Genomic DNA, 4,609 nt, shown 5'->3' with positions numbered 1-4,609 from the left:
CTTGGGGCGAGCGTTTTTTTGCTTACTTTTTTTAGGCGCTTGTAAAAAAAGTGAGTCGCCGTCAGGCGAAACCCTAAGTGGCCGTTACCGCAGGAATGGATATGTACACCTGCAAGAGGTTGGTCGGCTGTCAGGCCGTCATCGCGAGCAGGCTCGCTCCCACAGTGGATTGGTGTACATCTGCAAGAGATAGGCCGGCTGTCAGGCCGCCTTCGCAGGCAAGCCAGCTCCCACAGGTTTGATGGGTGTACATCTGCGGGAGATTGGTCGGCTGTCAGGCCGCCATCGCAAGCAAGCTCAGCGCCTACACATTCTTGGGCAACCGCTGATCAATCACCCGATACAGCGCACTGCCCTCAGGCCAGTTACGCATAAACCGCGCCCGATCCCGCGCATACGCCGGAGCAAAACTACTCAGCGAACCGTGCTGACACATCGAATCCAGATCGATCAACGACCAGCGATCCTTGTCCCAAAACAAATTATGCCCCTTGAAATCCCCATGACTGATCCGCTCGCGAATCAGCTCGGCAAACAAATGATCCAGCGCCAGCAACTCAGCTTCAGGCGCCTCACCACTCTCAACGAACGGCGCAAAACGCTCAATAATGTCCGGCCCCGACAAATACTCGGTAACCAGATAGGCCCGACTGCGCAGCCAGAAAAAACGCTTCTCCAGCAGCGCCAACGGCTTGGGTGTAGCGATGCCGAGGAACGCCAGGCGATGCCCCTCGCGCCATGAATGCCAGGCGCGACTCGGGCGCCAGAAGCGCTTGAGCCAATGGGCAACGCCCTTGATATTGTAGCGTTTGACCAGCAGCGTGCGCCCCGCCACCTCGACCTTGCCAACACTCGCAGCACCACCGGTCTTGTACAGATGCCCCTGATCGAGCAACGCATCGGCCTGCGCCAATACCGGCAACATGGCCGCTTCTTCCTCGCGACGAATCGCGCGCAATCCGAACGCCCCGCGTTGCACACTGAACAACGTGCATTCGCGGCCGACCTTGATCAGAAAGTCTTTCAAACGCCAACTGCGGACCTTGTCGACCTGCTTCTGCAAGGCTTCCAGCGGCAAGGCATGCTCGCCGTTGCTCAACAGGTAATACACCAGCAATTCTTCGGTGAACGGCTCAAGCGACTTGGGCAACTGGGCGAAAAACACCCCGAGGTTCTCCAGGACTTTCTGTCGGGACAACGGCTGACCAGCCTGCTCGACCCGAATACCCGCACCGTCGATCAAGTACAGTTGGCCGTTTTGGCGCAGCAGGTTGTCCAGGTGCAAGTCTTCCTGCCACAGGCCCTTGCTGTGCAATTGACCGATGGCGCCCAGCGCCTCAGCCAACACCGCCGTTTGCTCGTCCGCCAGCACCGGTAGTGCTTCGACCTGCTTCCAGGCATCGCCGAGGCTTTCAGCGCCTTCGAGGAAATCGAACAGCAACCAGCCGCCCTCGCCGTCTTTCAGACCATCGGCCAGCAGCATCGGTGTGGTCAGGCCTTGAGCGGCGAGCAGACGGACACCGTCCCGCTCACGCTGAAAATGTCGCGCCGCCTTGCTGCCCACCAACAGTTTGGCCAGCACCGGACGCCCGCGCCAAACAGCGGCCCCCACATAACGCTGGCCCGGCAAAACCCGCAGCACGCTGAGCAGTTGCAACTGCGCCGGACCTGCGGCATCCGCCAGCTCGATACTCAATGGCAATCCCGGTTCACGACCGGCGTTTTTCAGTTCAGACAAACGCATCAACGCGTCTCCTTGTGACTGCGTCGAGCGATCAGGCGCTGCACCCAACGCTCGACCTGCGGGCTATTCGCCGACTGATTCAGGTACGTTGCCAGCAACAGCCGCACCTCCTCACAGGTCCAGACCGGCGCCCGGCGTACCAACGGCTCCAGATCCTTGATCCGGTCACGCTGACCAAACAGCAGCGGCCGGGTTTTCTCCAGATCGATCAGTTGCGCCTGATAACCAGCGCCAGCGGGTCGCAAAAAAATGTGCTTGGGATAAAAGCAGCCGTGCACTTGACCCACATCGTGCAGCCGACGCGCAAGCCCCGCGCAGGCATGCAGAATCCCCGCCTGCTGCGCATCACTGAGACCCGACCACTGCTCCAGCAGCGAATCCAGATCATTCCAGCCGTCCAGTGCACGCGTCAGCAGAATCGCCCTGACTTCACCCTCTCGCTTGCGCTCACCAAAAAATACCGCCTGCAGCGCTGGAATTCCCAACTGTTGGTAGCGGCTGATGTTACGAAACTCACGGGCAAAACTGGGCTCGCCAAACGGCCGGAACAAGGACCGCGTCAAGTAGTTGCTCTGACGTTTGAGGTAGTAACCGTTACCGTCCAGATCCAGCCGAAAAACACTGCTCCAGCCACCTTGAGACATGTTCGGTTCATCCACTGCGTCGAGTTGCTTGCCCCACAGGGCATCGAACCCGTCGAGGCCATGACGTTCCAGCAGTTCGCGGTCGTCAGTGGCCAGAAAGTCAGTCATTCGTATCCCTTGAAAATCTCACGATCCGCCGGTTCCGGCGCGTGTCGAAGGCCTTGAGTCGAGACCCTTGGCGGTACAGCAATTTCAGGCTCCGTCCCCACCATCAAAGCGCATCTCCATAGCGCTGCTTGCGTTCATACAGCTTGTTGGCCTTGCCCTCGAGCCACGCCAGCAACGACGCCTCTTCACGCAGAATCTGGCGCAAGGGTTGCTGGAAGTAACCTTTGAGGAAACGCAGCTTGTCGCGACGCGTCAGGCCGATATCCAGCGCCGAGAAATACAACGCCGCCAGATCCTTGTTACGCCAGCGCCGGGTGATCGCCCGGCGGGTCTGGGCACGGTGCAAATCGATCACCGAGAGCTTGAAATCGTCAGCCGTCACCGGTTTATCGGTGTGCAGCAGAAAGTGACAGATATAGCAGTCGCGGTGGTTGACCCCGGCGCGGTGCATCATGCCGGTCATGCGCGCCACTTCGGCAATCAACGCACGCTTGAGTCTTGGCTCTGGCGGCTGCTTGACCCAATCGATGCTGAAGTCTTCCAGGCTGACGGTCGGCGCCAGTTCTTCGGTGACGATAAACGAGTGCTGGTCCGCCGGGTTGCTGCCGCGTTCGCCGTAAGCGACAGCGGTCATGGTCGGCACGCCGACTTCCTGCAAACGCTGGATAGCCCGCCACTCCTGGCCAGCACCGAGGACCGGCAGTTTGGCGGTGAGCAGATTCTTGCAGATCTCGCCCCAGCCAATGCCCCGGTGAATTTTCACAAAGAAGCCGTTCCCGGCCACTTCGGTGCGCAGGGTCCGGCGAGCTTCGAGTTCACGGTAAACCTCGCCCTTCAGGCCTTCGACTTCGGTGAACGCATCGCGTCCGGCCCAAAGGCTCTTGAACGGTTCGGCAAGAATCAGCTTCRTCAGTGTTGCTCCGCCAGAATCACATCCGCCGCGTGCTGCGGCATGCTGTAGAGATCGGCCGTGTCAGCGAAGGCCAGGCCATTACGGCTCCAGGCCGCACGCGCTGCGTCATCGCTCAGCATGGTCGTCAGGTACTGCGTGAGTTGCGCCTGTTCAAACGGCTCGTCCAGCACCAGCCCGCTGTCGGCCTCAGCGATGTAATGCGCATAACCGCACACCGCACTGACCAGCACCGGCAAGCCGGCCACCAGCGCTTCAAGCAATACCGTCCCGGTATTTTCGTTGTACGCCGGGTGGATCAACAGGTCGGCGCCAAGCAGGAAACGCGGGATATCGCTGCGGCCCTTGAGGAACTGCACGTTATCGCCGAGCCCCAACGTGGCACTCTGTAGCTGGAATACTTTGGGGTCGTCCTGGCCAATTACAAATAGCCGGGTACGTTTACGCAGCCCCGATGGCAACGCGGCCAGTGCCTTGAGGCTGCGATCGACACCCTTGGTCTTGAACCCGGACCCGATCTGCACCAGCAACAGGTCATCGTCAGCCAGGGAAAATTCGCGACGGAATTCAGCGCGAATTTCAGCCGCGTTGGCCGGCGCACGCCGGTCCAGGGCAATGCCCGGTGGCAGCAGATGGAAGCGCTCAAGCGGCGTGTCGTAATGCTTGATGAACAGCGGCTGCTGGACTTCGGAAATCATCAACACTTCGGTTTTCGCATCTTTGGCGAACACCGCGCGCTCGTACTCGGCAAAGTGCCGGTAGCGACCCCAGCGCCGATAGAGGGCATTGCGCAGGGTCTGCGCCTTGTCCTCGAAGCAGCCATCGGCAGCGTAGTAGACGTCGAGCCCCGGCATTTTGTTGAAGCCGATCAACCGGTCCACCGGACGCTTGGCCAGATCGGCTTCCATCCAGGCACTCAGCTTCTCGTTACGGCGATGATTGAAGATCGCCTTGACCGGCGCCACCAGCACTTCGAAACCCGGCGGCACATCGCCTTCCCAGATCAGCGTGTAGACGCGGATCTGATGCCCGCGCTGCTGACATTCCAGGGCGATGCGCATGAAATCGCGCTGTAATCCGCCAAACGGGAAATATTTGTAAAGGACAAAAGCCAATTGCATCAGCGCAGCTCCTCAGCCAGTAGCGGCGGCTGCAAAAGCGTGCTTAAACGGTTCGCGACACGCTCGGGGTTCAGGCGAGTGA

Annotated in this window: 4 protein-coding genes; all 4 read right to left on the bottom strand. The window is 59.9% G+C overall.

Annotated features, from left to right (window positions below):
- Window positions 1-304 precede the first annotated feature (304 nt).
- The 4 genes from AC1DH9_RS22980 to AC1DH9_RS22965 all read right to left on the bottom strand — a co-directional run bounded on the left by AC1DH9_RS22980 (window position 305) and on the right by AC1DH9_RS22965 (window position 4,527).
- Window positions 305-1,744 carry a lipopolysaccharide kinase InaA family protein gene (locus AC1DH9_RS22980; RefSeq protein WP_427544065.1) on the bottom strand — a complete coding sequence of 480 codons (1,440 nt, stop codon included), beginning with the start codon at window positions 1,742-1,744 and terminating at the stop codon, window positions 305-307.
- The gene (locus AC1DH9_RS22975; protein WP_427544068.1) at window positions 1,744-2,496 is read right to left on the bottom strand and encodes a lipopolysaccharide kinase InaA family protein; all 753 of its coding nucleotides are present in this window, start codon (window positions 2,494-2,496) and stop codon (window positions 1,744-1,746) included. Before AC1DH9_RS22975 ends, AC1DH9_RS22980 begins: the two co-directional genes overlap by 1 nt.
- Before the next feature lie 103 nt (window positions 2,497-2,599).
- Window positions 2,600-3,409, bottom strand: a complete 810-nt coding sequence (gene rfaP / locus AC1DH9_RS22970; RefSeq protein WP_477808835.1) for a lipopolysaccharide core heptose(I) kinase RfaP — start codon at window positions 3,407-3,409, stop codon at window positions 2,600-2,602.
- Complete coding sequence (locus AC1DH9_RS22965; RefSeq protein ID WP_442114535.1) at window positions 3,406-4,527, bottom strand: glycosyltransferase family 4 protein; 1,122 nt, start codon at window positions 4,525-4,527, stop codon at window positions 3,406-3,408. Before AC1DH9_RS22965 ends, rfaP begins: the two co-directional genes overlap by 4 nt.
- Window positions 4,528-4,609: the final 82 nt, after the last annotated feature.

It is taken from the genome of Pseudomonas sp. 05T35 (assembly GCF_056396605.1).
Note: the sequence above shows the minus strand (reverse complement) of the source record. Positions and strands in the feature narration are given on the sequence as shown.

Bases quoted from the DNA above. Each gene is read 5' to 3' on its own strand.
- AC1DH9_RS22975 (WP_427544068.1), bottom strand. From the start codon at position 2,496: ATGACTGACTTTCTGGCCACTGACGACCGCGAACTGCTGGAACGTCAT.
- AC1DH9_RS22965 (WP_442114535.1), bottom strand. From the start codon at position 4,527: ATGCAATTGGCTTTTGTCCTTTACAAATATTTCCCGTTTGGCGGATTA.
- AC1DH9_RS22980 (WP_427544065.1), bottom strand. From the start codon at position 1,744: ATGCGTTTGTCTGAACTGAAAAACGCCGGTCGTGAACCGGGATTGCCA.